This window comes from Microbacterium sp. BE35, assembly GCF_031457705.1.
In the GTDB taxonomy this organism is placed as follows: Bacteria; Actinomycetota; Actinomycetes; order Actinomycetales; family Microbacteriaceae; genus Microbacterium; species Microbacterium trichothecenolyticum.
On sequence record NZ_JAVDXD010000004.1, the window covers coordinates 233,893 to 256,456 of the forward strand.

At 70.2% G+C, this 22,564-nt stretch carries 19 protein-coding genes; 2 read left to right on the top strand and 17 right to left on the bottom strand.

Annotated features, from left to right (window positions below):
* Positions 1-31 precede the first annotated feature (31 nt).
* The 9 genes from tpiA to J2Y46_RS14975 all read right to left on the bottom strand — a co-directional run bounded on the left by tpiA (position 32) and on the right by J2Y46_RS14975 (position 11,384).
* Entirely contained in the window at positions 32-823 is a 792-nt protein-coding gene (tpiA, locus tag J2Y46_RS14935) for a triose-phosphate isomerase (protein ID WP_310243328.1), read from the bottom strand.
* Positions 814-2,028: a phosphoglycerate kinase gene (locus tag J2Y46_RS14940; RefSeq protein ID WP_045298843.1), complete on the bottom strand. Its 1,215-nt coding sequence runs from the start codon at positions 2,026-2,028 to the stop codon at positions 814-816. The genes tpiA and J2Y46_RS14940 overlap by 10 nt, the downstream gene beginning before the upstream one ends.
* 5 nt (positions 2,029-2,033) lie before the next feature.
* Positions 2,034-3,038 carry a type I glyceraldehyde-3-phosphate dehydrogenase gene (gap, locus tag J2Y46_RS14945; RefSeq protein WP_045298846.1) on the bottom strand — a complete coding sequence of 335 codons (1,005 nt, stop codon included), beginning with the start codon at positions 3,036-3,038 and terminating at the stop codon, positions 2,034-2,036.
* Between the two features lie 103 nt (positions 3,039-3,141).
* Entirely contained in the window at positions 3,142-3,768 is a 627-nt protein-coding gene (locus J2Y46_RS14950; protein WP_045298848.1) for a superoxide dismutase, read from the bottom strand.
* Between the two features lie 211 nt (positions 3,769-3,979).
* Positions 3,980-4,957 carry a DNA-binding protein WhiA gene (whiA, locus tag J2Y46_RS14955; protein ID WP_045298850.1) on the bottom strand — a complete coding sequence of 326 codons (978 nt, stop codon included), beginning with the start codon at positions 4,955-4,957 and terminating at the stop codon, positions 3,980-3,982.
* A 69-nt stretch (positions 4,958-5,026) separates the two neighbouring features.
* On the bottom strand, positions 5,027-5,938 hold the full coding sequence (gene rapZ / locus J2Y46_RS14960; protein WP_396653198.1) for an RNase adapter RapZ: 912 nt from the start codon (positions 5,936-5,938) through the stop codon (positions 5,027-5,029).
* A gap of 31 nt (positions 5,939-5,969) precedes the next feature.
* Positions 5,970-7,901 (bottom strand): excinuclease ABC subunit UvrC, encoded by a 1,932-nt coding sequence (gene uvrC / locus J2Y46_RS14965; protein ID WP_045298852.1) that lies wholly within the window; start codon positions 7,899-7,901, stop codon positions 5,970-5,972.
* 5 nt (positions 7,902-7,906) lie between these two features.
* Positions 7,907-10,858, bottom strand: a complete 2,952-nt coding sequence (uvrA, locus tag J2Y46_RS14970; protein WP_396653199.1) for an excinuclease ABC subunit UvrA — start codon at positions 10,856-10,858, stop codon at positions 7,907-7,909.
* 82 nt (positions 10,859-10,940) lie between these two features.
* Positions 10,941-11,384: a MarR family winged helix-turn-helix transcriptional regulator gene (locus J2Y46_RS14975; RefSeq protein WP_045298854.1), complete on the bottom strand. Its 444-nt coding sequence runs from the start codon at positions 11,382-11,384 to the stop codon at positions 10,941-10,943.
* Between the two features lie 43 nt (positions 11,385-11,427).
* Between J2Y46_RS14975 and J2Y46_RS14980 the strand changes: the two genes are divergently transcribed.
* Entirely contained in the window at positions 11,428-11,682 is a 255-nt protein-coding gene (locus J2Y46_RS14980) for a hypothetical protein (protein ID WP_045298856.1), read from the top strand.
* A 37-nt stretch (positions 11,683-11,719) separates the two neighbouring features.
* On the opposite strand, the gene uvrB is transcribed toward J2Y46_RS14980, so the two are convergent.
* The 3 genes from uvrB to coaE form a co-directional block, all read right to left on the bottom strand.
* Positions 11,720-13,801: an excinuclease ABC subunit UvrB gene (gene uvrB, locus J2Y46_RS14985; RefSeq protein ID WP_045298859.1), complete on the bottom strand. Its 2,082-nt coding sequence runs from the start codon at positions 13,799-13,801 to the stop codon at positions 11,720-11,722.
* An 81-nt stretch (positions 13,802-13,882) separates the two neighbouring features.
* Positions 13,883-14,548: a hypothetical protein gene (locus tag J2Y46_RS14990; protein WP_045298861.1), complete on the bottom strand. Its 666-nt coding sequence runs from the start codon at positions 14,546-14,548 to the stop codon at positions 13,883-13,885.
* A gap of 27 nt (positions 14,549-14,575) precedes the next feature.
* Positions 14,576-15,199: a dephospho-CoA kinase gene (coaE, locus tag J2Y46_RS14995; protein WP_045298863.1), complete on the bottom strand. Its 624-nt coding sequence runs from the start codon at positions 15,197-15,199 to the stop codon at positions 14,576-14,578.
* 505 nt (positions 15,200-15,704) lie between these two features.
* Here coaE and J2Y46_RS15000 point away from each other — a divergent pair.
* The gene (locus tag J2Y46_RS15000) at positions 15,705-16,448 is read left to right on the top strand and encodes a response regulator transcription factor (protein WP_045299176.1); all 744 of its coding nucleotides are present in this window, start codon (positions 15,705-15,707) and stop codon (positions 16,446-16,448) included.
* 30 nt (positions 16,449-16,478) lie between these two features.
* Here the strand turns inward: J2Y46_RS15000 and J2Y46_RS15005 are convergent, their stop codons facing one another.
* The 5 genes from J2Y46_RS15005 to rpsA all read right to left on the bottom strand — a co-directional run bounded on the left by J2Y46_RS15005 (position 16,479) and on the right by rpsA (position 22,311).
* On the bottom strand, positions 16,479-17,645 hold the full coding sequence (locus J2Y46_RS15005) for a hypothetical protein (RefSeq protein WP_045298865.1): 1,167 nt from the start codon (positions 17,643-17,645) through the stop codon (positions 16,479-16,481).
* Complete coding sequence (locus tag J2Y46_RS15010) at positions 17,642-19,315, bottom strand: cell wall metabolism sensor histidine kinase WalK (RefSeq protein ID WP_045298867.1); 1,674 nt, start codon at positions 19,313-19,315, stop codon at positions 17,642-17,644. Before J2Y46_RS15010 ends, J2Y46_RS15005 begins: the two co-directional genes overlap by 4 nt.
* Before the next feature lie 99 nt (positions 19,316-19,414).
* Positions 19,415-20,068: a hypothetical protein gene (locus tag J2Y46_RS15015; protein WP_045298869.1), complete on the bottom strand. Its 654-nt coding sequence runs from the start codon at positions 20,066-20,068 to the stop codon at positions 19,415-19,417.
* A 103-nt stretch (positions 20,069-20,171) separates the two neighbouring features.
* Positions 20,172-20,741, bottom strand: a complete 570-nt coding sequence (locus J2Y46_RS15020; RefSeq protein ID WP_245619574.1) for a GIY-YIG nuclease family protein — start codon at positions 20,739-20,741, stop codon at positions 20,172-20,174.
* A 121-nt stretch (positions 20,742-20,862) separates the two neighbouring features.
* Positions 20,863-22,311, bottom strand: coding sequence for a 30S ribosomal protein S1 (rpsA, locus tag J2Y46_RS15025; RefSeq protein ID WP_045298874.1), 1,449 nt, complete (start codon positions 22,309-22,311; stop codon positions 20,863-20,865).
* Positions 22,312-22,564: the final 253 nt, after the last annotated feature.

Consider the following 22,564-nt stretch of genomic DNA (forward strand, 5'->3'; position numbering starts at 1 on the left):
GAGGAATCCTCACCGCCCGCCGGTTGCGGGGTCAGACCCCGACGTGCTTCTGATAGCGGATGATCGCGGCGAACTCGTCGACGACGAGGCTCGCACCGCCGACCAGGGCGCCGTCCACGTCGGGTTCGCGCATGAAGCTCGCGATGTTCGCGGACTTCACCGACCCGCCGTAGAGCACACGCGTGCGTGCCGCCGCGTCCGCGCCGAGCTTCTCGCCGATGACCTCGCGGAGCTTGGCGCACACATCCTGCGCCTGCTCCGGCGTCGCGGCCTGGCCCGAGCCGATCGCCCAGACGGGCTCGTAGGCGACGACGATGTCGGCGTCCGCCTTCAGCCCTTCGAGGGCGACCGACAGCTGGCTGACCGGCACGGCGCTCGCGCCGAACTTCTCCAGGTCCTCGCTGGTCTCGCCGACGCAGATCACGGGCACGAGGCCGTGCTTGAGCGCGGCCTTCACCTTCGAGCCGACGATCTCGTCCGTCTCGTCGTGATACTGCCGACGCTCGGAGTGCCCGATGATGACGTACTTCGCGTCGAGCTTGGCCAGGAACGCGCCCGAGATCTCGCCGGTGTACGCGCCCGAGTCGTGCGCCGACAGGTCCTGCGCGCCGAGGGCGAACGGGATCTTGTCGGCGTCGAGCAGCGTCTGCACGGTGCGCAGGTCGGTGAAGGGCGGGAACACCGCGACCTCTACCGATCCGTCCTCATGTTTGGCGTCCTTCAGGGTCCAGTGCAGCTTCTGCACGAACGCGACCGCCTGCAGGTGGTCGAGGTTCATCTTCCAGTTGCCCGCGATGAGCGGGGTGCGGCCTGCTACTGCCATCCGAGGACCTCCAGTCCGGGGAGCTTCTTGCCCTCGAGGAACTCGAGGCTGGCGCCGCCGCCGGTCGAGATGTGACCGAAGGCGTCGTCGGCGAACCCGAGCTGGCGGACCGCCGCGGCGGAGTCGCCGCCGCCGACGACCGACAGACCGTCGACCTCGGTGAGAGCCTGCGCCACTGCCTTGGTGCCCGCGGCGAACGGCGCGAGCTCGAACACGCCCATCGGGCCGTTCCAGAACACCGTCTTCGAGTCGCGTACGACGGCTGCGAAGCGCTCGGCGGTGTCGGGACCGATGTCGAGTCCGAGGCCCGAGGCCCCGAACGCCGTGTCCTCGATGCCGTCGGCGCTCGTCACCACGTGCTCCGCGTCGGCGCCGAACTTCGAGGCCACGACGACGTCGGTGGGCAGCACGAGCTCGACGCCCGAATCCTCGGCGCGCCGCATGTACTCGCGCACGGTGTCGAGCTGGTCGGCCTCGAGGAGGCTCGAGCCGACCTTGTGCCCCTGCGCCGCGAGGAAGGTGAACAGCATGCCGCCGCCGATGAGCAGACGGTCGACGCGCGGCAGCAGGTGGTCGATGACGCCCAGCTTGTCGCTGACCTTCGAGCCGCCCAGCACGACCGTGTACGGCCGCTCGGGGTTCTCGGTCAGGCGGTCGAGGACGTCGACCTCCTTCTCGATGAGGAACCCGGCTGCCGACGGCAGGATCTCGGCGAGGTCGTAGACCGACGCCTGCTTGCGGTGCACGACGCCGAACCCGTCGGAGACGAGGACGTCGCCGAGCGTGGCGAGCTCCTCCGCGAACGCGCGACGGGTCGCGTCGTCCTTGGCGGTCTCGCCCGGGTTGAAGCGGAGGTTCTCGATGATCGCGACGTCGCCGTCCTCGAGGGCTGCGACCGCTTCTCGGGCCGACTCCCCCACCGTGTCGCGCGCGAACGCGACGGGCTTGCCGAGGAGCTCCGAGAGGCGCTGGGCGACCGGCTCGAGGCTGTACTTCGGGTCGGGAGCGCCGTCGGGGCGGCCGAGGTGCGAGCAGACGATGACGCGGGCGCCCTGGTTGATCAGGGCGTTGAGCGTGGGGAGCGTGGCCCGTACACGGCCATCGTCCGTGATGACCGCGTCCTTGAGGGGGACGTTGAGGTCAGCACGGACGATGACACGCTTGCCGGCCAGCGAACCCAGCGTGCTGAGGGTGCGCAGAGCCATGGGGATCAGAGCTTCGAGGCGACGATCTCGGTGAGGTCGACGAGACGGTTGGAGTAGCCCCACTCGTTGTCGTACCAGCCGACGACCTTGACCTGGTTGCCGATGACGCGGGTCAGGCCGGCGTCGAAGATGCAGGAGTGGTCGTCGGTGACGATGTCGCTCGAGACGATCTCGTCCTCGGTGTACTTGAGGATGCCCTTGAGGGGACCCTCGGCGGCAGCCTTGTAGGCGGCCTTGATCTCGTCGACCGTCACGTCGCGCTCGAGCTCGACCGTGAGGTCGGTCGCCGAGCCGGTGGGAACGGGCACGCGCAGCGCGAAGCCGTCGAGCTTGCCCTTGAGCTCCGGCAGCACCAGGCCGATGGCCTTGGCGGCACCGGTCGAGGTCGGGACGATGTTCAGCGCGGCGGCGCGGGCGCGACGCAGGTCGCTGTGCGGGCCGTCCTGGAGGTTCTGGTCGGCCGTGTAGGCGTGGACCGTCGTCATGAGGCCCTTGACGATGCCGAACTCGTCGTTGAGCACCTTCGCGAGCGGCGCGAGGCAGTTCGTGGTGCACGAGGCGTTCGAGATGATGTGCTGCGTCTCGGGGTCGTAGGTCTCCTCGTTCGCACCGATGACGAACGTGCCGTCCTCGCCGGAGGCGGGAGCCGAGATGAGGACCTTCTTGGCGCCGCCCGCGATGTGCTTCGCGGCGTCGACGGCCTTGGTGAAGCGGCCGGTCGACTCGATGACGATGTCGACGCCGAGCTCGCCCCAGGGCAGGTTGGCCGGGTCGCGCTCCTCGAAGACCTTGATGGTCTTGTCACCGACCGTGATCGAGTCCTCGGTGTACGAGACCTCCTGGTCCAGGCGTCCGAGGATCGAGTCGTACTTGAGCAGGTGCGCCAGCGTCTTGTTGTCGGTGAGGTCGTTCACCGCCACGATGTCGAGGTCCGCGCCCTGCGCGAGAGCCGCGCGGAGGTAGTTGCGTCCGATTCGGCCGAAGCCGTTGATGCCGATCTTGACAGTCACGGAGTTTCTCCTGAGATGTGTCGTGCGCGAATGCGCGGTTGTTGCGATGCGAACGAGGACAACGGCGTCCCGGCGGGCTGTCCCGCCGGGACGGCCGCGCTAACTAGGACAGTACCAGCAGGCCAGAGGTCTTCTGACGGGCGGCGTCGAGGCGCTGCGCGACGTTCTGCCAGTTCGCGATGTTCCAGACGGCCTTGACGTAGTCGGCCTTCACGTTGAGGTAGTCGAGGTAGAAGGCGTGCTCCCACATGTCGAGCTGGAAGATCGGGATCGTGCCCTGCGCGGTGTTGCCCTGCTGGTCGAACAGCTGCTGGATGATGAGCTGCTCGCCGATCGGGTCCCAGCTGAGGACGGCCCAGCCTGAGCCCTGGATCCCGTTGGCCACGGCGGTGAAGTGCGCCTGGAACTTGTCGAAGCCGCCGAAGAACTCGTCGATGGCGGCCTTCAGCTCGCCCTCGGGCTCACCGCCGCCCTCGGGCGAGAGGTTGGTCCAGAAGATCGAGTGGTTCACGTGACCGCCGAGGTGGAACGCAAGGTCCTTCTCGAGCTTGTTCACGTTCGCGAGGTTGCCGGACTCGCGCGCCTCGGCCAGCTGCTCCAGCGCGGTGTTCGCGCCGGTCACGTACGCCTGGTGGTGCTTGCTGTGGTGCAGCTCCATGATCTTGCCGCTGATGTGCGGCTCGAGTGCGGCGTAGTCGTAAGGGAGGTCGGGCAAGGTGTACTTCGCCATGTTCTCTTCTTCCTGTCGGCGCGCGCCGAAGTCCCCGGCGCAGCGAGGGTGACGGATTCATCCTACTGAGCGGCAACGCTCCCGCGGCGGGGTTGCTTCCGACTGTGACGTGTGGAAGCACGGTCCCCACGACCCTCCACGCATCGCTTCGCGCTGGGCCGAGCCTCGGACGCGTGGGCCCAGCTGCGGCCCGCAGCATCCGTGAGGGATCTCAGTCCTCCATGCCGGCGGGGACCGCCGCCTCGGTCCCAGGGAGGCCCTCGGCTTCGGCCTTCTTGTCGGCCATCGCGAGGAGCCGGCGGATGCGACCGGCGACGGCGTCCTTGGTGAGCGGCGGGTCGGCGTGGTGGCCGAGCTCGTCGAGACTCGCGTCGCGGTGCGCGAGACGGAGGTCGCCCGCCTGACGGAGGTGGTCGGGCACCTCGTCGCCCAGGATCTCCAGCGCACGCTCGACGCGCGCGCAGGCGGCGACGGCGGCCTGCGCCGAACGGCGCAGGTTGGCGTCGTCGAAGTTCACGAGCCGGTTGACGCCGGCGCGCACCTCGCGGCGCTGACGCATCTGGTCCCACTCCGCGGCGGCGCGCACGGCGCCCATCGCGGCCAGGGCGGCGCGGATCGCCTCGCCCTCGCGCACGACGACGCGCGGGATGCCGCGCACCTCGCGCGCCTTGCCGGCGATGCCGAGGCGGTGTGCGGCGCCGACGAGCGCCATCGCGGCCTCGGACGAGGGACAGGTGATCTCGAGCGCAGCCGAGCGGCCCGGGTCGCTGAGGGTGCCGGCGGCGAGGAACGCCCCGCGCCAGATGGCGGCCAGGTCGCCACGCGATCCGGTGGTGAGCTTGTTGGGGAGTCCGCGGACGGGACGTCGTCGCTGGTCGAGGAGGCCCGTCTGACGGGCCAGCGTCTCGCCGCCTTCGATCACGCGAACCGCGTAATGGCTGCCCGACCGGGCTCCCGAGCCCTGCACGTGGACGAGCTCCGGCCGCACCCCGTAGAGCTCGACGAGATCGCGGGCGGTGCGGCGCGCGAGCACGTCGGAGTCCAGCTCGGCCTCGACCGCGACGCGGTTGGCGATCGAGTGCAGGCCTCCCGAGAATCGCAGCAGCGACGTGAGCTCGGCCACCCGTGCCGTTGGGCGCGGATCTCGCACGGTGATCAGCTCGGCCTTCACGTCAGCGGTCAGCGACACGGGTCTCCTTCATGGGTCTTGCGGGAACGACCGTCAAGCCTACCCGGCCGCTCCGGCCGGGCGGGCTCGTCACTCGCGTCCGAGATCGCGGTGCGTCACACGGACGGCGACGCCGGGCACGCTCGCGAGACGCTGCGCGAGCTCGCGCACCATCACGACGGAGCGGTGCTTCCCACCGGTGCAGCCGATCGCGACGACCGAGTGGCTCTTGTTCTCCCGCTGGTACCCCTCGAGCACGGGACGCAGCGCCGCGCTGTACGCGTCGAGGAATTCCTGTGCGCCCTCCTGGCCGAGGACGTATTCGCGGACCTCCTCGTCCTCCCCCGTGAACGGGCGCAGCCGCTCGTCCCAGAACGGGTTCGGAAGGAACCGCATGTCCGCCACGATGTCGGCGTCCGGCGGCAGCCCGTACTTGAAGCCGAAGCTCTGGAGCGTCACCGTGTGGCGCGCGGCGCCTGCTTCGCTGAAGAGGTCGGCGACCTTGGTGGCCAGCTGGTGGATGTTGTACGACGACGTGTCGATGATGACGTCGGCGCTCTCGCGGACCGCCGCGAGGCGGCCGCGCTCGCGGCGGATGCCGTCGAGGATCGTGCCGTCGCTCTGCAGCGGATGAGGGCGCCTCACGGCCTCGAAGCGCCGCACGAGCACCTCGTCCGAGGCATCCAGGAACAGCAGCCGGATCTGGCGGCGCTCCCGGAGCGAGCGCATCGCGTCGGGCAGGTCCGAGAAGAGGTCGCGCCCGCGCACGTCGACCACGACGGCGACCCGCGGCAGCACGCCGCCGGCGAGCTCGGTGAGCTCGAGCAGCGGCTTGAGCATCTGCGGCGGCAGATTGTCGACGACGTACCAGTCGAGATCCTCCAGTGCGTTCGCCGCGGTGGACCGTCCGGCGCCCGACATCCCCGTGACGATCAGCACTTCTCCGACGTCGTGACGCGTCGCCTCGCCCATGACCACCCCCGTCCCGACAAGCCTAGTCATACCGGACCACCGCTCGGCGGCGCGACGGGCGCTATGACGCGTCGGAGAGAGCGACCGGCTGGGCGAGGTGGGCGTGGATGGCCGACGCGAGCTTCGGACCGACCCCCGGAAGCTCGGCGATCTCCTCCGGCGTCGCCTTCTTCAGCGCCGACACCGACCCGAAGTGGCGCAGCAGCGCCTTGATCCGCGCGTCGCCGAGGCCCGGCACCTCCGCCAGCACACTCTGGATGTCGCGGCGGCGGCGCTTGCGCTGATGCGTGATCGCGAAGCGGTGGGCCTCGTCGCGCAGCCGCTGCAGCAGGTACAGCGCCTCCGACGTGCGGGGCAGGATGACGGGGTACTCCTCCCCCGGCAGCCACACCTCCTCGAGGCGCTTGGCGATGCCGCACAGCGCGATCTCCTCGTGGCCGGCATCGCGCAGCGCCCGCGCCGCGGCCTCGACCTGGGGCTTGCCGCCGTCGACGACCAGCAGCTGCGGCCGGTACGCGAAGCGCGGGCGACGCCGCTCGGTCACCACCTCGCCGTCCGCGGTCGGGTCGGCCGAGGCACCCGGCTCGTTCTCTTCCGGACGATCGAGGTACGCGAGCCGGCGCGTGAGCACCTGGTAGAGCGAGTCGGTGTCGTCGGTGGTCTCGGCGACGCCGAACGAGCGGTACTGGTCTTTGCGGGGCAGGCCGTCCTCGAAGACGACCATCGACGCGACGACGTTCGTGCCGCTCAGGTGCGAGACGTCGAAGCACTCGATGCGCAGCGGCGCCTCGACGAGGTCGAGCGCCTCCTGCAGGTCGGTGAGCGCCTGGCTGCGGGCGACGTAGTCGCTGGTGCGGCGGGTCTTGTGGAGCATCAGCGCCTGCTGCGCGTTGAGCGTGGCGGTGCGCATGAGGTCGGCCTTGCGGCCACGCTGTGCGATCTGGATCGTCACGGCCTTGCCACGGCGCCCGCGAAGCCACTCCTCGAGGTCGGCGGCGTCGTCGGGCATCGTCGGCACCAGCACCTGCTTCGGGATGTCGGCGCCAGCGGCGTTTCCGTACGTCCGCTGCAGCACCTGGTCGACGAGTTCGCCACCGGTGATGTCGAGCTCTTTCTCGATCGTCGTCGCGCGCACGCCGCGCACGCGGCCGCCGCGGATCACGAAGTGCTGCACCGTGGCGGCCAGCTCGTCCTCGGCGATGCCGAAAAGATCGGCGTCGGTGTCGGCGGCGAGCACGAGCGCGCTGCGGTTCAGCACGGCGTCGATCGACTGCAGCCGGTCACGGTACACGGCGGCCGCCTCGTAGTCCATCGCGGCGGACGCCTCGCGCATGCGCGCGGTGAGCTCCCTGGTGAACCGTTGATCGCCGCCTGACATGAACGCGATGAAGTCGTCGACGATCGCCCGGTGCTCCTCGACGGTGACCTTCATCGAGCACGGCCCGCCGCAGCGCCCGATCTGCCCCGGGAAGCACGGGCGCCCGGTCGCCATCGCCTTCTTGTACGACGCGTCGCTGCAGGTGCGGATCGGGAACACCCGGATCATCAGATCGATCGTGTCGTGGACCGCCCACACCTTCGGGTACGGGCCGAAGTACTTGGCCCCCGGGATGCGGCGGTTGCGCGTCACGATGACGCGCGGTGCCTCGTCGGCGAGCGTGATCGCCATGAACGGGTACGACTTGTCGTCCTTGTAGCGGACGTTGAACGGCGGATCGAACTCCTTGATCCACTGGTACTCGAGCTGCAGCGAGTCGACGTCGGTCGCGACGACCGTCCACTCGACGGACGCGGCGGTCGTCACCATCCGCCGCGTGCGCTCGTGGAGCGTGTGCAGCGGCGCGAAGTAGTTCGACAGGCGGGCGCGGAGGTTCTTCGCCTTGCCGACGTACAGCACGCGCCCGTCGCGGTCTCGGAAGCGGTAGACCCCGGGATTCGTCGGGATCTCGCCCGGCTTCGGCTTGTACGGGACGGTGGGAGCAGAGCGCGCCATGCCGCTCAGCCGGCCTTGCGGGCCTCGACGAGCTCGGTGACCGCGTGCGTCGGGGCGCGGAGCCCCAGCACCTCGGCGAGGAACGCGCCGGTGTGGCTGCCCTCGGCGCGCGCGACCTGCTCGGGCGTGCCCGTCGCGATGATCTGGCCGCCCCCGGATCCGCCCTCGGGACCGAGGTCGATCACCCAGTCGGAGGATTTGATGACGTCGAGGTTGTGCTCGATGACGATGACGGTGTTGCCCTTGTCGACGAGCCCGTTGAGCACTTCGAGGAGCTTGCGCACGTCTTCGAAGTGCAGACCCGTCGTCGGCTCGTCGAGCACGTAGATCGACCGGCCGTTCGTGCGCCGCTGCAGCTCGGTGGCGAGCTTCACGCGCTGCGCCTCGCCGCCCGACAGCGTCGTGGCGGACTGGCCGAGCCGCACGTAGCCGAGACCGACGTCAACGAGCGTCTTCAGGTAGCGGTGGATGGCCTGGATCGGCTCGAAGAACTCGGCTGCCTCGGCGATCGGCATCTCGAGCACCTCGGCGATGTTCTTGCCCTTGTAGTGCACCGCGAGGGTGTCGCGGTTGTACCGCTTGCCATGGCAGACCTCGCAGTCGACGTACACGTCGGGCAGGAAGTTCATCTCGATCTTGATCGTGCCGTCGCCCGAGCAGGCCTCGCAGCGGCCACCCTTGACGTTGAAGCTGAACCGGCCCGGCTGGTAGCCGCGCACCTTGGCCTCGGGCGTCTCACTGAACAGCGTCCGGATGCGGTCGAACACCCCGGTGTAGGTCGCCGGGTTCGACCGCGGCGTGCGGCCGATCGGCGCCTGGTCGACGTGCACGACCTTGTCGAGGTTGTCGAGCCCGGTCACGCGCGTGTGCTTGCCGGCGACCCGGCGGGCGCCGTTGAGACGCGTCGCGAGGACCTGGTAGAGGATGCCGTTGACCAGCGAGGACTTGCCCGAGCCGCTGACTCCCGTGACCGCGGTGAGCACACCGAGCGGGAAGTCGGCCGTCACGTTCTTGAGGTTGTTCTCGCGCGCGCCGACGACCGTCACCTGACGCTTCTTGTCGATCTTGCGGCGCTTCTTCGGGGTGGGGATGGAGCGCCGGCCCGACAGGTAGTCGCCGGTGATCGAATCCGGGTCGGCCAGCAGCTCGCCGATCGGGCCGGAGTGCACGACCTCGCCGCCGTTGACGCCGGCGCCGGGGCCGATGTCGACCACCCAGTCGGCGGCGTGGATCGTCTCTTCGTCGTGCTCGACCACGATGAGGGTGTTGCCGAGGTCGCGCAGCGCCACGAGGGTCTCGATGAGACGGCGGTTGTCACGCTGGTGGAGGCCGATCGACGGCTCGTCGAGCACGTACAGCACGCCGGTCAGGCCGGAGCCGATCTGAGTCGCGAGCCGGATGCGCTGCGCCTCGCCGCCGGAGAGCGTCGCTGCGGCGCGGCTCAGGCTCAGGTAGTCGAGGCCGACGCGGATGAGGAAGTCCAGCCGGAGGCGGATCTCGCGCAGCACCTGCGCGGCGATCGTCGCCTCGCGGTCGGTGAGCGTGAGCTTGGCGAAGTACTCCCGCGCCTCGCCCAGGCTCAGGCGCGAGGCATCCGCGATGGAATGCCCGTGCACCTGCACGGCCAGCACCTCGGGCTTGAGCCGGGCGCCGTCGCACACGGGGCACGGCACCTCGCGGAGGTACTCCGCCCAGCGCTGACGCTGCGTGTCGGACTCGGCCTGCGTGTACTGCCGCTCGATGTAGGGAACGACGCCCTCGAAGCCCGACGAGTAGCGCATCTCGCGGCCGTAGCGGTTCTTCCACCGCACGGTGACCTTGTAGTTCTCACCGCGCAGCACGGCCTCGCGGACCTCGGACGGAAGCCTCTTCCAGGGCGTGTCGAGCGAGAAGGCGAGATCGTTCGCGAGTCCTTCGAGCAGGCGCTCGTAGTACTGGAAGAGTCCCTTGCCCTGGGTCGTCCACGGGATGAGGACGCCCTCGCGGATCGACAGGTCTTCGTCGCCCAGCATGAGCTCGACGTCGACCGACATGCGCGTGCCGAGACCCGAGCACGCGGGGCACGCGCCGAACGGCGCGTTGAACGAGAACGTGCGCGGCTCGATCTCGGTGAGCTGCAGCGGGTGGCCGTTCGGGCACGCGAGCTTCTCGGAGAAGGACTGCCACGCGGCATCCCCCTCCTCATCGACGAAGTTGACCTGCACGACGCCGCCCGCGAGCGACAGCGCGGTCTCGACGGAGTCGGTGACGCGGTCCAGGATGCCGGGAGCCGCGACGAGACGGTCGACCACGACCGCGATGTCGTGCTTGTAGCTCTTCTTGAGCGCCGGCGGCTCGGCGAGCTGGATCAGCTCGCCGTCGACGATGGCCCGGGCGTAGCCCTTCGCGCCGAGCTCCTTGAAGAGGTCGACGAACTCGCCCTTCTTCTGTGTGACGACGGGGGCGACGATCTGGTAGCGGGTGCGCTCGGGCAGCTCAATGAGCTGGTCGGCGATCTGCTGCACCGTCTGGCGCTGGATGACGGCCCCGCACTCGGGACAGTGGGGCACGCCGATCCGCGCCCACAGCAGACGCATGTAGTCGTGGATCTCGGTGATCGTGCCGACCGTCGACCGCGGGTTGCGGTTCGTGGATTTCTGGTCGATCGACACAGCGGGACTCAGGCCCTCGATGAAGTCGACGTCGGGCCTGTCGACCTGCCCCAGGAACTGCCGGGCGTAAGCGCTCAGCGACTCGACGTAGCGGCGCTGGCCCTCGGCGAAGATCGTGTCGAACGCCAGACTCGACTTGCCCGAGCCCGACAGGCCGGTGAAGACGACGAGCGAATCGCGCGGGATGTCGAGATCGACATCCTTGAGGTTGTGCACGCGGGCACCGCGGACGCTGAGCTTTCCGCCGGCACCGCCGACGGAGTTTCCGGGCATGTTCGCGGGCAGGGCGACAGGGACGATGGGCACCCGACAAGTCTAGGTGGGGCCTCCGACACGAGGGCTGGGAGCTGTTCGCCGTAGGCGAAGGGGCGGTACCGCGGGCCCCGGATCAGCGGGCGCCGGCGAAGGGCTGCAGCGCGTCCCGGAGCGCCAGGAGCGCCGCGGCATCCGTCCCGACGCTCGCCATCACCTTGCCGGGGACCTCCAGCGCCTGGGCGCGAAGACGCCGGCCGGCCTCCGTGAGGCGGACGTCGAGCACCCGCTCGTCGTCGTCGCGACGCGAACGGGTGACGAGGTCCTGCGCCTCGAGGCGCTTCACGAGGGGCGACAGCGTCGCGGGCTCCAGCGCGAGCTCGGCGGCGAGCTCGCGCAGCGAGCGGGGCGACCGCTCCCACAGCGCGAGCATCACGAGGTACTGCGGGTGCGTGAGGCCGAGCGGCTCGAGGATCGGCCGGTACAGCCCGACGACGTTGCGCGCCGCGGTCACGAGCGCGAAGCAGACCTGGTTGTCGAGCTTGAGCAGGTCGTCGGGGCTGAGTTCGGCATTCGTCACCCGATGATCCTATCGCCCACTAATCGTTAGTACACTAAGGAACATGCCAGACACGGATGCCCCCACCCCCGACCGCCGTCCGCTCCGCGAGCGCGTGCGCGAAGCGGGCGGCTGGTACGCGTTCCTGAACACGAATCTCATCCGTGTCGCCGGCCCCGCCGCCGTCGGCCCCTACGAGACGACTCCCCCGCCGAGTCAGGCGGAACGGGCCGAGCGCGCGTGCCCGCTCTGCGGCGCGCCGATCTCGCAGCACACGTTCGACCGCTCGGGGCCGAAGCCCCTCATGCACTGCCCGTAGTCCTGGGCGGTCTTCGAGCCACGTCGAAGGCGCGGCCTCAGGCGTGACCCGCGCGCTCCATGGCGCGCAGCTCCTTCTTGAGGTCCTGCACTTCGTCGCGCAGCCGCGCGGCGAGTTCGAACTTCAGTTCGCCGGCCGCCGCGAGCATCTGCTGGCTGAGGTCGGCGATCGTCGCCTCGAGCTGCTCCGCGCCCTCGGCCGCGATGCCCTCGCGCCGCAGCTGGGGGGTCGGGCTCTTGCCGACACCGGACTTGGTCTTCGCTGCCGCCTTGCCCCGCAGCATCCGATCGGTGTCGGACGCCTCGCGCGCGAGCACCTCGGTGATGTCGGCGATGCGCTTGCGCAGCGCCTGGGGTTCGATGCCGTTGGCGGTGTTGTAAGCGATCTGCTTCTCGCGACGCCGGTCGGTCTCTTCAATGGCCTTGGCCATCGAATCGGTCACCTTGTCGGCGTACATGTGCACCTGACCCGAGACGTTGCGGGCCGCGCGACCGATCGTCTGGATGAGCGAGGTGCCGCTGCGGAGGAACCCCTCCTTGTCGGCATCGAGGATCGACACCAGCGAGACCTCGGGCAGGTCGAGGCCCTCGCGCAGCAGGTTGATGCCCACCAGCACGTCGTAGACGCCCGCTCTCAGCTCGCTGAGCAGCTCCACACGGCGCAGCGTGTCGACGTCGGAGTGCAGATAGCGCACGCGCACGCCGTGCTCGCCCAGGAAGTCGGTGAGCTCTTCGGCCATCTTCTTGGTGAGCGTCGTGACGAGCACGCGCTCGTCGCGCTCGACGCGGAGGCGGATCTCTTCGAGCAGGTCGTCGATCTGCCCCTTCGAGGGCTTCACCACGATCTCGGGGTCGACGAGGCCCGTCGGGCGGATGATCTGCTCGACGACGCCGTCGGCGATGCCCATCTCGTACCGGCCCGGAGTCGCCGACAGGTACACCGTCTGCCCGACGCGGTCCTTGAACTCGTCCCACCGCAGCGGCCGGTTGTCGAGCGCGCTGGGCAGCCGGAACCCATGCTCGACGAGTGTGCGCTTGCGCGAGGCGTCCCCCTCGTACATCGCCCCGATCTGCGGGACGGTGACGTGGGACTCGTCGATCACCATGAGGAAGTCGTCGGGGAAGAAGTCGAGCAGCGTGTGCGGCGGCTCGCCGGGCGCGCGCCCGTCCATGTGGCGCGAGTAGTTCTCGATGCCCGAGCAGAACCCGAGCTGCTGCAGCATCTCGAGGTCGAAGGTCGTGCGCATGCGCAGGCGCTGCGCCTCGAGCAGCTTGTTCTGCGACTCCAGCTCTTTGAGCCGGTCCGCGAGCTCGTCTTCGATCGTGCCGATCGCGCGCTGCACCGTCTCGGTGCCGGCGACGTAGTGCGACGCCGGGAAGATGGGCACGCTGTCGAGCCGCTGCACCACATCGCCGGTGAGCGGGTGGAGCATGAACAGCGCCTCGATCTCGTCGCCGAACATCTCGATGCGGATCGCGTACTCCTCGTAGACCGGGATGATCTCGATGGTGTCGCCGCGCACGCGGAAGTTGCCGCGCGAGAAGTCCACGTCGTTGCGGTTGTACTGCATCGCGATGAACTTGCGGATGAGCGCGTCGCGGTCGTAGACCTCGCCGACCTGCAGCGCCACCATGGCCCGCAGGTACTCGTCGGGCGCGCCGAGGCCGTAGATGCACGAGACCGTGCTCACCACGACGACATCGCGGCGGCTGAGCAGCGAGTTCGTCGTCGAGTGGCGCAGCCGCTCCACCTCGGCATTGACGGATGAGTCCTTCTCGATGAAGGTGTCGGTCTGCGGGACGTACGCCTCGGGCTGGTAGTAGTCGTAGTAGCTGACGAAGTACTCCACCGCGTTGTGCGGCATGAGCTCGCGGAACTCGTTCGCCAGCTGCGCGGCCAGCGTCTTGTTGTGGGCCAGCACGAGGGTGGGTCTCTGGACGGCCTCGACCAGCCACGCCGTCGTCGCCGACTTGCCCGTGCCGGTCGCGCCGAGCAGCACGACGTCGGTCTCGCCGGCGTTGATGCGCGCCGCCAGCTCGGCGATCGCCTGGGGCTGGTCGCCCGACGGCGCGAATTCGCTCACGACCTCGAACGGCCGCACGGATCGAGTGGTCTGCACCAATCCAGCGTAGGCGCGACCCCCGACATCGGGGCGGCGTTCGCGACCAGCGGATGCCGCGGACTGCTGTCCGCGCGGGACTCAGCCGCCGAAGCCCCCGCCGCCGTCGAACCCGCCGCCGAAGCCCCCGGCGTCGAATCCGCCGCCGAAACCGCCCCCGTCGAACCCGCCGCCGCCGTCGAACCCGCCACCACCGCCGTCGTAGCCGCCCGAGCCGGGGTCGTACGTGTCGCCGATCCATGCGGGACCGTCGCCCAGCTGCAGGGATCCGGCACCGACGGTGTAGTACGCGGCCACCGAGCTCGACAGCAGGAACTGGTTCGCCACGATGATCAGTGCGCCGGCGTTCACGAGCATCGAGCGCACATCGACGTCGTCGCGCGGGTCGCGGTCCAGGGCGTCGACCGCCGTGCGGGCGGGGTCGGTCACGGCCGCGGCCGCCGCATCCGCTCCCCTGCTCTCGCCACGGCGCGCCTTGTGCTCCTCGGCTCGGCGGACCAGCCGCGCGATGACCGTCGGATCCTCGGCGGCGGCATCGCGTTCCGACTCCGCGAGGAACGGCCGCAGCCGCTCGAACATCTCGCGCCGGCGCTCCGGAGGCACGTCGGCGAAGGCCGACGCATGGGCGCTCTCGATCACGGACGCGGGGAGGGTGTTGAGGAGATAGACGTAGCGCGCGATGCGCTCCTCGTCGGTCGTCGCACCATAGGGCGTCTTGCGGCGCCGGAACCTCGAGAACACGGCCATCGGGTACCTCCTCGATCCGTCTCCAGGCTACGTTCGTGCGGTGCGCTGCGCGACGTGCTCGTCGAGCGAGTCCCACAGCGCGTCGACCTGGCGCCGGGTGCTCTCGAGCGAACCCGCGGTGTCGATCACGACATCGGCGATCCGCAGGCGCGCGTCGTCGGGCACCTGCGACGCGAGGCGGGCGGTCGCGTCCGTCTCGGTCATGCCGCGCAGCTCGACGAGGCGCCCGAGGCGGACGTCCTCGGGCGCGTGCGCCACGACGATGAGCTGCCAGGGGTCGTCGACACGCGCCTCGACGAGCAGCGGCACGTCGTAGACGACGACAGCGTCGGGATCGGCGGCGAACGCCTCCTCGAAGCGGCGCGCCGACTCGGCTCGGACGGCGGGGTGGACGATCCGGTTGAGCTGCGCGATCGCCGCTTCGTCGCCGAACACCCGGCTGCCGAGGGCCGCGCGATCGAGGGATCCGTCGGGGCGCAGCATCCGTTCCCCGAAGGTCTCGGCGATCGCAGCCAGCACGGGAGAGCCCGGCTGCTGCACCTCGCGGACCAGCTGATCGGCGTCGACGACGACGGCGCCGTGCTCCGCGAGACGACGGGCGATCGTGGACTTTCCCGAGGCGATGCCTCCGGTGAGGGCGACGAGCGGCATGGTTCGAGCATGCCACGCCGCACTGAAGCGGCGGGGCGCGGTCCCCTGCAAGCCTGCGCGGTTCCTGAGGCGGGCCTGAGCGGGCGTTGAGGCACCGGAGGTAGCCTCGGGGCACCCGAAGGACAGATCCACCCGTGTGGCACTGGGGAGGGCGGGAGATGAACGCCGGACGCGACATCGTGGCGCCCGACGCGGCACCGCCCCGCTGCACCAGCCGGATCGTCTTGAGGTACGGAAGGGCCGCGTGCGTGGGGACGATTGCGGCCCTGGTCCGTGCACGGAGGACGCGCGCAGGGCGGGTCGTGGGGAAGACTCCCGCCCTCCGCGCGGCCCGTCCAACCGGCGGGGCTGCGGACGCCCGCGAGCAGAGGCACCTGGCCCGAGCCGCCCACGGTCGCATTCCGTGATCGTCGACGGCCTGCCGCACCCGTTCCGAAGCGCGTTCTGGGATATCATGACCGACGTCCATGGTCCGTCGACGGCACCGGACCCGGAGGGTGCATCGGTGGAAGAAGCGCGCGTCGCGGTGGTGATCGAGGACGAGGAAGACATCCGTTCTCTCCTGTCGACCGTGCTCGCCCAGGCGGGCTTCGAGGTGCACGGCGCGGCCAACGGCGCGGACGGCGTCGAACTCGTTCGCGAGCACCGTCCGCTGGTGACCACGCTCGACGTGAACATGCCCGGCATGGACGGCTTCGAGACCGCCAAGCGCATCCGGGCCATCAGCTCGACCTACATCGTGATGCTCAGCGCCCGTACCGAGGAGATCGACGCCCTCCAGGGCCTCGAGGCGGGGGCCGACGACTACGTCGCCAAGCCGTTCCGTCCGCGCGAGCTGCGTGCCCGCATCGACGCCATGCTGCGCCGGCCGCGGCACGTGGCGCCGGCCGACCCCGACGGCCAGAGCGAGAACGCCCCGCCCGAGGGCGTGTGGATCGAGCACCACGGGCTGCGCCTGAACGCCTCGACGCACCTCGTCACCGTCGACGACGAGGATGTCGAGCTGACGCGCAGCGAGTTCGACATCCTCGCCGACCTGCTCATGGCGGGCCGGCGCGTGCGCGCGAAGTCCGATCTCGCCCTGATGCTCCGCGGCGACCAGTACGCGGTCAGTGACTTCGTCTCCGACAGTGACGCCCGCGCGATCGAAGTGCACATGGCGAACCTCCGGCGCAAACTCGGCGAGTCGCCCTCGCAGCCCCGGTGGATCGAGACCGTCCGCGGCGTCGGCTATCGGCTCACCGCCTGACACGTGCTCCGCGGCGGCGCACGGATGCCGCTACTCGCCCTCGTCGACGAGCACCGACGTCTCGACGTTCGCGGCTGCGCGGCTCGCCGCCTCGCGCGCGACGCGGATGAGCTCGGCGGAGTCGTAGCCGGCCGTCTCGCTGAGCGCGACGCCGACGCCGACAACGGGGATCACTCCCCCGCCGACCTTGCCGAGGTCGTCGAAGAGGCCTCGGTAGATCGCGCCCGCCTGCCGGCGCGCCTCCTGCGCGGACGAGACAGCCAGACCGACGACGAGCCCGGTGTGGCCGTCCTGCCCCACGACGGCGTTCGTCGGCGCGTGGTCGCGCACGCCGGTGCGCCACGTCGCCGCCAGTGCCCCGGCGACGTCGCTGCCGAACGCCGTGGAGATCTGGTCGAGGTCGTCCAGGCGCACGGCGGTCACCGCGATCGGCTCCAGGCGCCGCTCGGCACGCCGGCACATGCTCTCGAGCACGACAGCGAAGGAGCCCTCGGTGAGGATGCCCTGCTCCTCGTCCACGGCCCGGGTCTCTCGCAGGTACCCGCGCATCGGAGCACGGCTCGCCCGGAGCACCGAGGTCACGACGACGGCGACGATCGTGAGGGTCACGGTGAGGTAGCTCGTGCTGATCGTGCCGAACGCGGTCTCGAACAGCGCGCTGTCGGGGCCGGAGGTCACGAAGGCCGTGGTGCGCGACACGTAGTACAGCGACTGGAATCCGAGGACCGCCCCCAGCACCCACGCCGTCCGCGACTCCCGCATGTCGCCGCGGAGGCACTCCACCGCCCCTGCGCCGGCGAAGGCGAGCAGCGGCACGAACATCCACAGTGCGCCCGCCCAGTCGCCGCCTGCCCCTCCCTCGACGGCGACGGCCGCGGCCGCGGCGGTCACCGCGACGGCCACGAGGATCGCCGACCAGCGCATGTCGCGCCCGTTGAAGCGGCGGCATCCCAGCCACATGCAGCCGGTGCCCGCGACGAACGCCGCGTTGCCGACGGCGATCGCCCACCACGCGCCCTCCGACTGCACCCAGATCGTGTACGCGAGGGTGGTGAGCATCGCCGCGAGGAAGGCGATCGCCCAGATGCGCCCCGCGCCCTCGTCCCGTCGCAACAGCGTCTCGAGGATGAACAGCACGCCGCTGACGTTGACGACCAGAGCGGTCATGATGAGCACGCTCGCCAGATCGAGGGTCATCCTTCTTCTCCTTCCGGGGCGACCGCGGGCAGCTTCACGATGAAGGTGGAGCCGACGCCGGGCGCACTGTGGAGCGCGAGCTCGCCGCCGTGCGCGCGCACGATGTCGCGGGTGATCGCGAGGCCGAGGCCGGTACCCGATCTGCGCTCGCCTCCCGCCTTGTAGTAGCGCTGGAAGAGACGCGAACGGTCGGCGTCCGAGATGCCCACGCCGGTGTCGCGCACCAGGATCCAGCTCGACGTGCCGTCGGTCGTCGTGCCGACGAACACCGTGCCGCCGTCCTTGTTGTAGGCGATGGCGTTCGACACGAGATTGTCGACGACCTGCCGCAGCCGCAGCGGGTCGGCCCACGCGGTCGCGGGCTCGAGGCCCGTCTCGTCGATCGTGATCGCCCGGGCGGCGGCCCGCGGGAGGGCGTCGGCCGCCGCGCCGCGCATGAGGTCTCGCGCATCGAGGAGCTGAGGGGCGAGGGATGCCTCGACCGACGACGGCGACGAACTCGACGCGGCGAGGATGTCGGCCACGATGCGCAGCAGTCGCTCCGCGTTGCGCTCGGCCACGTCGAGGCTGGCGCGCACCGCGTCGGGGGTGTCGGGATCCTCGATGGCGAGGTCGAGATAGCCCAGGATCGAGGTGAGCGGCGTCCGCAGCTCGTGCGACACCGAGGCCACCAGGTCGTCGCGCGCGCGGAGGGCGCTGAGCTCGGCGGTCACGTCGCGCGAGACGACCACGGCACCGGCGTCGGCGCCGTCGGGATCGATGAGGCGACGCGCGGTGATCGTGAGCGCCCGGCGCGGTCCGGGCTCTGCCCCGAACCACACCACCTGGTCGTCGAACGCCTCGCCGCGGCGCGCACGTTCGAGGGGGAGCTCGTCGGGCGGCAGCGGGGAGGTGCCGTCATCGCGGAAGGCCGGCACCTCGATGCCGTCGGGGTCGAGCTCGAACCCCTGCAGGAGCCTGCCGTGGGCCTCGTTCGTGACCGCGACGCGGCCGCTCGTGCCCATCCGCACCACGCCGAAGTCGACGGCGTCCAGCACCTCCGTGACGACCTGCTCCTGACGCCGGGTGCGCGCGAGCACGCTCGCCAGCAGTGCCGACTGCTTGGCCAGCAGCATGCGCTGCGCGTCCGACCGGCGCGCGTTGAGGTGGCTGGTGGCGGCGACGGCGACGATCACGAGCGGCAGCAGGAACGTCCGGTACGTGACCTCGGTGGCGCTGAGCGCCGTCAGCACGCTGACGATCCCCGCGATCGCCACGATCACGCCGAACAGCCCGAGCAGCCCGAACCCGCCGGCGAGCCAGGTCGCGGGGAAGATCCACAGCAGTCCCAGCACCGTGTCGGGCGCTGCGATCTGCATGAGGGTGATGGCGACGATGTCGACGGAGGGAACCACGGCGACCCACCCGTACGGCAGGCGACCCCAGGGCACCACGAGCGTGGCGGCCGTCACTGCGACCACGAGGACGACCCCCAGGAAGAACAGCAGCTGCTCGCCGCCGAACGGCCCGATCGCCACGAGCACCCCGAGGACGAACACCACTGCGGTCAGCAGCAGCTGGTTGAGCATCGCGGTGCGACCGCGCGTGCGGTCGGCTCCCTCCGGCGCGGTCCCGCCCGTGCGGGATCGCGCCGCAGGCGCTCCCGGCTCGCCCGGCGTCGCGGCGCTCATACCGCGACGGTAACGGATGCCGCACCCCTGCGCCCGAACGGCGCGCTCGGCGCCGCCCACCGGGTGCGCGAACGCGGGGCCCGATCGCCCGGCGCCGGGTCAGAAGCCGAAGTCGCCGAAGTCCCCGAATCCGCCCATGTCGCCGGCTGCGGCGTCGCCGCCCCAGCCCGAGCCCGGGTCGCCGCCCCAGCCGGCCCCCGAGTCGGCGCCCGCGTCCGCGGGGCCCGTCTCGCCGGAGCCGCCGTCGGCGGTGGAGGCGTCCTCGTAGCCCTGGTCGTCGGCGAAGCCGGGCGCCAGGAACGAGCTCACCAGAGCCGAGCCGATGACGTAGCCGACCACCGTGCCGAGGATCGACGAGCCGAGCATGGAGCCGAAGGAAGGACCCTGGCGCTGAGGACCCAGCGTGCGCTCCATGAAACCGGGGTCGGTGTACTCCGCGCGGGTCGCCGCGCGGGCCATCGCCCGCGGATCCGTCGAACGCGGCTGCTCCTGCCGAGGGAGCCCCGCCGAGAGCTCGGCGAGCACCTGCTGGCGCTGCGGCTCCGTCAGCTTCGCGAAGGCCTCGGCGTGCACCTGCTCGATCGTCTCGGGCGGCGCGGTCTTGAGCAGGTACCGGTAGCGCTCGATGGCGATCTCGTCCTCGCTCCGGGGCGGCTGCATGCCCGGCCCCTGGGCGCCGTAGCGGTTCTGCGGAACGGGCGGCGCCTGGCGCGCGTCATCCGTGCTTCCGAACAGTCGGTCGAGGAATCCCATGTGCTGCTCCGTCGTCTGCGAGTGCGGGGTGGATCCTCACGCTAGGCGCGCTTCCTCGGAAGGTGCTGGAGGATCCTCCCTCGTTCTCGCAGAGCGTACGGCGTCACCCGCGTGCCGCGAGCGCCTCGCTCAGCCACCGCGCATGCAGCTGCCACGGATCGTCGACGCCGGCCGCGAGCACGGCGATGTGCGCGGTGAGCGCGTCGGAGCGACGGAACCACTCCGTGCCCGGGAACCGATCCGCCGCGAACTGCACGTGCCGCCGCTGCTCGAGCGCGCGCCCGCCGCGCTCGAACGCCAGCAGCTCGTCATGCCAGATGGCGCCGAAGCGCTGCCGTGGATTCCCGCTCGTTCCGATCTTCACGCGGTCGTCGTAGCGCAGGTAGTACACGACGTCGACGCGCGGCGGTGCGATGTCGTCGTCGGGCAGGTCGCCGTAGCGCCACTCGCACACCGCGCACAGCCAGCCCGACGGATAGCGGACCCCCAGCCGCGAGCCGCACAGCCGGCACGGCGAGGGCAGCGCGTCGGTGACGCCGTACTGGGCGTCCGCCCACTCCCCCGCCGCCGCGAGGTGCGCCTCGCACAGCGCGACCGGCGCATCCGCAGCCACGGGACCGCGGCAGCCGTCGTCGTCCACGAGACATCGCGCGGCGTGAGGATTCACTGGCACAGAGCGACGGTACCGGGGACCTCCGACGCCCGGAAACGCGAAAGGCCGCCACCCCCGCAGAAGCGGTGGTGACGGCCTTTCGAACCAGACGGTTCAGCGAACCGGGCGGCTCAGCTCAGGATCAGCGACCCGAGAGCTTCTCGCGGAGGGCGGCGAGGGCCTCGTCGTCAGCCAGCGTGCCCGCGGGGCCGCTGTCGGACGAGTACGAGGACGCGCCGGTCTCGACCGGAGCGGCGGCCTCGGCCTCGAGGGCCTTGATGACGGCAGCCTTGTGGGCCTCCCAGCGAGCGTGGGCGGCGGCGTACTCCTGCTCCCACTTCTCGCGCTGCTCGTCGAAGCCTTCGAGCCAGGCGTTGGTCTCGGGGTCGAAGCCCTCGGGGTACTTGTACTCGCCGTGCTCGTCGTACTCCGTGACCATGCCGTAGAGGGCGGGGTCGAACTCGGTGCCGTGCGGGTCGACCGACTCGTTCGCCTGCTTGAGCGAGAGCGAGATGCGGCGACGCTCGAGGTCGATGTCGATGATCTTGACGAAGACCTCTTCGCCGACCGACACGACCTGCTCGGCGAGCTCGACGTGCTTGCCCGACAGCTCCGAGATGTGCACGAGGCCCTCGATGCCGTCCGCGACGCGGACGAACGCGCCGAACGGAACGAGCTTGGTGACCTTGCCCGGCGCGACCTGACCGATCGCGTGGGTGCGGGCGAAGACCTGCCACGGGTCCTCCTGCGTCGCCTTCAGCGACAGCGAGACGCGCTCGCGGTCGAGGTCCACCTCGAGGATCTCGACGGTGACCTCCTGGCCGACCTCGACGACCTCGGACGCGTGCTCGATGTGCTTCCACGAGAGCTCCGAGACGTGGACGAGACCGTCGACGCCACCGAGGTCGACGAACGCACCGAAGTTGACGATCGACGAGACCGTGCCCTTGCGGACCTGGCCCTTGTGGAGGTTGTTGAGGAACGTGGTGCGCGACTCGGACTGCGTCTGCTCGAGCAGGGCGCGGCGCGACAGCACGACGTTGTTGCGGTTCTTGTCGAGCTCGAGGATCTTCGCCTCGATCTCCTGGCCGAGGTACGGCGTGAGGTCGCGGACGCGGCGGAGCTCGATGAGCGATGCGGGGAGGAAGCCACGCAGGCCGATGTCGACGATCAGACCACCCTTGACGACCTCGATCACGGAGCCGGTGACCACACCGTCGTTCTCCTTGATCTTCTCGACGTCGCCCCACGCACGCTCGTACTGAGCGCGCTTCTTGGAGAGGATGAGGCGGCCTTCCTTGTCCTCCTTCTGGAGAACGAGGGCTTCGACCTCGTCGCCGACCTTGACGACCTCGTTGGGGTCGACGTCGTGCTTGATGGAGAGCTCACGCGAGGGGATGACGCCCTCGGTCTTGTAACCGACGTCGAGGAGGACCTCGTCGCGGTCGATCTTCACCACGGTGCCCTCGATGAGGTCGCCGTCGTTGAAGAACTTCAGGGTCTTCTCGACCGCGGCCAGGAAGTCCTCGGCAGATCCGATGTCGTTGATCGCGACCTGCTTGGTGGCCGGGGCGGTCGTTGCGGTAGTCATGTAGTGGGTTGTCCTTGTTGGGGTTGTGTGTCGGGCCCCGGCTTTCAGCGGCTTCCCCCCGCGCGAGCGCGAACGGATGCCTCGAGCCGAGGCGAAGCGGATTTTCTTGCGATGCCACTCGGACCCTTGCGGGCCCGGTCACCGGCGCGAGCCGGCACTCAGGCGTGGCGAAACAGCCACACGAGTGACGCTCCAGGGTATCAGAACGACCGGGTCGCTCGCGATGTTCCCGATCGCCCCGAAATGCCCGGTC

Excerpts from the sequence above, each read along its gene's own strand:
- tpiA (WP_310243328.1), bottom strand. The coding sequence starts at position 823 with ATGGCAGTAGCAGGCCGCACCCCGCTCATCGCGGGCAACTGGAAGATG.
- J2Y46_RS14940 (WP_045298843.1), bottom strand. The coding sequence starts at position 2,028 with ATGGCTCTGCGCACCCTCAGCACGCTGGGTTCGCTGGCCGGCAAGCGT.
- J2Y46_RS14950 (WP_045298848.1), bottom strand. The coding sequence starts at position 3,768 with ATGGCGAAGTACACCTTGCCCGACCTCCCTTACGACTACGCCGCACTC.
- rapZ (WP_396653198.1), bottom strand. The coding sequence starts at position 5,938 with ATGACTAGGCTTGTCGGGACGGGGGTGGTCATGGGCGAGGCGACGCGT.
- uvrC (WP_045298852.1), bottom strand. The coding sequence starts at position 7,901 with ATGGCGCGCTCTGCTCCCACCGTCCCGTACAAGCCGAAGCCGGGCGAG.
- J2Y46_RS14980 (WP_045298856.1), top strand. The coding sequence starts at position 11,428 with ATGCCAGACACGGATGCCCCCACCCCCGACCGCCGTCCGCTCCGCGAG.
- J2Y46_RS14990 (WP_045298861.1), bottom strand. The coding sequence starts at position 14,548 with ATGGCCGTGTTCTCGAGGTTCCGGCGCCGCAAGACGCCCTATGGTGCG.
- coaE (WP_045298863.1), bottom strand. The coding sequence starts at position 15,199 with ATGCCGCTCGTCGCCCTCACCGGAGGCATCGCCTCGGGAAAGTCCACG.
- J2Y46_RS15005 (WP_045298865.1), bottom strand. The coding sequence starts at position 17,645 with ATGACCCTCGATCTGGCGAGCGTGCTCATCATGACCGCTCTGGTCGTC.
- J2Y46_RS15010 (WP_045298867.1), bottom strand. The coding sequence starts at position 19,315 with ATGAGCGCCGCGACGCCGGGCGAGCCGGGAGCGCCTGCGGCGCGATCC.
- J2Y46_RS15015 (WP_045298869.1), bottom strand. The coding sequence starts at position 20,068 with ATGGGATTCCTCGACCGACTGTTCGGAAGCACGGATGACGCGCGCCAG.
- rpsA (WP_045298874.1), bottom strand. The coding sequence starts at position 22,311 with ATGACTACCGCAACGACCGCCCCGGCCACCAAGCAGGTCGCGATCAAC.